Annotated in this window: 3 protein-coding genes; all 3 read right to left on the reverse strand. The window is 76.1% G+C overall.

Annotated features, from left to right (window positions below):
* Positions 1-94: 94 nt before the first annotated feature.
* Positions 95-775, reverse strand: coding sequence for an SMI1/KNR4 family protein (locus tag ABZ641_RS30810; RefSeq protein WP_359987086.1), 681 nt, complete (start codon positions 773-775; stop codon positions 95-97).
* An 18-nt stretch (positions 776-793) separates the two neighbouring features.
* Positions 794-1,996, reverse strand: a complete 1,203-nt coding sequence (locus tag ABZ641_RS30815; protein ID WP_359987087.1) for a serpin family protein — start codon at positions 1,994-1,996, stop codon at positions 794-796.
* 102 nt (positions 1,997-2,098) lie between these two features.
* Positions 2,099-3,101, reverse strand: a 1,003-nt coding sequence (locus ABZ641_RS30820; RefSeq protein WP_359987089.1) for a CapA family protein, incomplete at its 5' end; no start/stop codon positions are given.

Here is a 3,101-nt window from a genome sequence, read left to right on the forward strand (position 1 = left end):
GGCGGCGCCGCCGCGCCGGGGCGGCCGGCCGGGTCCTCCGGACGGCGGGCGCGGGGTGTTGCGCACCGGGCGGCGCGCTCACGGGAGTCCGGGCTCAGCCTGCCTGCTGACGCACGTACTGCTCGGCCTCGTCGAGCCAGTCGAGGTACCAGCGGGCGAAGGTGACGGGCCGGCCCTCCGGGTCCAGCAGCGGGGCGAGGTCGAGGTCGTCGATGCGGTTGTCGGACCAGATCCGGCCGTGCTCGGGGCCGCTGACGATCAGCCACTCGCGCTGGCCGCAGCCCAGGTGGCACAGGACGATCGCGCCGACCGTGCGGTCCGCGGCCCACAGCAGGTCGCCCATGCGGTCGTCCCATTCCTCCATGGCGGTGTCGTACTCGTCCTCGTCCTCGTCCTCGAAGGACTCCTCGTCCGGGCGCTGCGCGACCAGCCCTGCGAGCGCCTCCGGGTCGGGGCCCGCGGCGGGGAAGGGCTCGGCGGTCCGGTCGAGGTCGGCGAGGTCGGCGCCGTCGCCGGACCAGGCCCACCGTCCCTCGGTGCGGTGGACCGGGTACACCCCGTGGCAGGGGCCGGCGCCGCCTGCGCCGACCTGCAGCAGGAAGCTGCGGTACTCCTCGGGCAGCGCCGTCCCGAGCTGTGCTTCCAGGGCCTCGACCTCGGCCGGCGCGAGGACCGGGTCGAGGCGGAACCCGTGCGCGGCCGCGCCGAAGACGCCGCCCGTTCCGCCCAGTGCCTCGACCCGCTCCCGGACGCCCGCCCACACCTGATCAGCCATGTCCGGCAGGTTAGAGCCTCACGGTGACGGGTGTGCGCCCGCCGGTTCGGTGATCCAGCCGCCGGCCAGGGCCAGGCCGCTCGGCCGGTGCACGGCGAGGAAGGCGAACGGCCGGTCGATCCGGACCCGGGCGACGGTGACCCGGTGCAGCACGGACGGGCGTGCGGCCATGCCGCGGGTCATGCCGACGGCGGTGACGGCGGCGGCTTCGAAGCCGCGGGCGCCGAAGACGGCGGTGGCCTGCTGCCTGGCCTGGGAGACCTGCAGCGGTGGGGTGCGGCAGATCCCCGGGAAGGAGTCCCGTTCGCTGGCCGTGCGCAGACCGAACAGCTCCGCCCGTTCGAGCAGGTCGTGCGTGGTGTCGACGGTGAAGGCCGCGGTCGTCAGGTCCAGCCGGTCCCCGGGGGTGGCGCTGTCCCGGGTGTCGGTCGTCAGGCCCGGCCACGGCCCGCCGGTCGGCGGCTCGGCCGCCGGGATGCGCCGGGCGCAGCCGTCCAGCAGCGCCAACCCCGCCGCGAGGACCCGGCCGAGCGGGGCGTCCTCGGTGCCGAGCAGCAGGTGGACGTCGGTGTCGGCGGTGCCGGGCAGGCGTACTTCGGTGACCGGCCCGGCGGCGGTCTCGGCGACGGCGAGGTGGTCGAGCAGCTCGGTGCTGTCGAGCCGCAGTGCGGCGATCCCGCGGCCGGCCCACGGACCGGAGTCGGCGTGCTGCCAGGTCTCCTGGAAGGCGTGCCGCCAGCGGGTGCGGACGGCCACGGCGCTGGCCAGCACCAGCAGCAGGTCGCGGCCGACCTCCAGGGGCATGGACCGGACGAGGCCGCCGGTGTGCTTCCGGGCCCACCGGTCGAGGACGAGCCGGTCGAGCGCGGGCACGCCCTTGAGGGTGCCGCGGGTGTGCCGTCCGACCTCGGCCAGCCAGCCCGGATCCGGTCGGACGCCGCCCGCGGTCCACAGACCGACGGCGGCACCGGCACCGGGCACGTCGCGCAGCAGGGCGAGGAGCTCCCGTCCGCGCCGGGCCGCCTCCTCGGCGGACAGACCGAGCGCCTCCTCCAGTTCCTTGCGGGCGGTGCCGTCCGCCCCGGCGGCCAGGAAGCCGAGCAGCGGCCAGACGCCGACGGCCGTGAGGACCGTGCCGCCGCTCCCGGTGCCGCCGAGTTCGGTCGCCCAACGCTCCGCGAGCGCGTTGACGATCCGTGCCGTGTCCGCCGCAGTCTCCAAGGCCGCCCCCTGTCCGCCGAACCGATCGGTCAGCCGATGCTAGGGGCACACGGCGCCGGACGGTGACTGTTTCTCCCACCCGGTCCGGCATGTGACGATCCGTCAGCTCCAGACGGTGCCGAGGATGCCACGGCCCTCGGCGCCGGTCGGGTCGAGGAAGTGCGGCACGCCGCCCGTGCCGATCCGCACCGGCACGGCCCGGACGCTCTTCAGGATCCGCCCCCAGTGGACGAGTTCGACGACCACGGCCTGCTGGACCTGTTCGGAGAAGGTCATGTCGAAGACGAAGTTGCCCAGGCCGTGCACGATCGGGCGGCCGCGGTAGATCTCGATGGGCTGCACCCAGTGCTGGTGCATGCCGACCACCGCGTCGGCCCCGGCGTCGATCAGCCGGTGGCCGACGGTGTACTGCTCGGCGACCGGGCGGTGCGAGTACTCGCGGCCCCAGTGCGGGACGACCACCAGCACGTCGGCGGTCGGGCGGGCGGCGCGCACGGACGCCTCCAGCGCCGCGAGGTCGCCCTCGGCGAGCGGGCCGGTGATCGGCGGCATCCGCTGCCACACCACACCCGGCGTGGCCGGGCCCGCCTCCGGGGACTCGCCGACGGCGCAGAACGCGAGCACGGCGAAGCGCAGCCCGCCTGCCGTCGCCAGGGCCGGCTCGCGGGCGGCGGCGATGTCCGCACCGGCGCCGGTGGTGGCGAAGCCCTCGCCGCGGGCGATCGCCACCGTCCGCACCAGGGCGTCGGGCCCGTAGTCGCCCATGTGGTTGTTGCCGAGGGTGAGGATGTCGTAGCCGGCCCGGCGGGGACCGGCGAGCGCCCTCGGATCGGCGCCGAAGGAGTCGCCGCCGTGCGTGGCCCGGCCCTCCTTGGAGAGGGTGCACTCCAGGTTCCCCACGGTCAGCCCGGCGGCGGCCAGCCGGTCCGCGGTCTGCGAGAACGGGAGTTCCCAGTCGCCGGCGGCCGCCATCCCGGCGCCGACCCGGCGGCCGAGCATCACGTCGCCGGTCCACATGCTGGTGACCACCGGATCGGGGGCGGTCACGGCGTCGACCGCGGCGGTGACGGGGTAGTCGGCCGGCGCGGTCAGCGGGTCCCGGCCG

This window comes from Kitasatospora sp. NPDC007106, from assembly GCF_040634455.1.
Classification (GTDB): Bacteria; Actinomycetota; Actinomycetes; order Streptomycetales; family Streptomycetaceae; genus Kitasatospora; species Kitasatospora arboriphila.

Bases quoted from the DNA above. Each gene is read 5' to 3' on its own strand.
- ABZ641_RS30810 (WP_359987086.1), bottom strand. From the start codon at position 775: ATGGCTGATCAGGTGTGGGCGGGCGTCCGGGAGCGGGTCGAGGCACTG.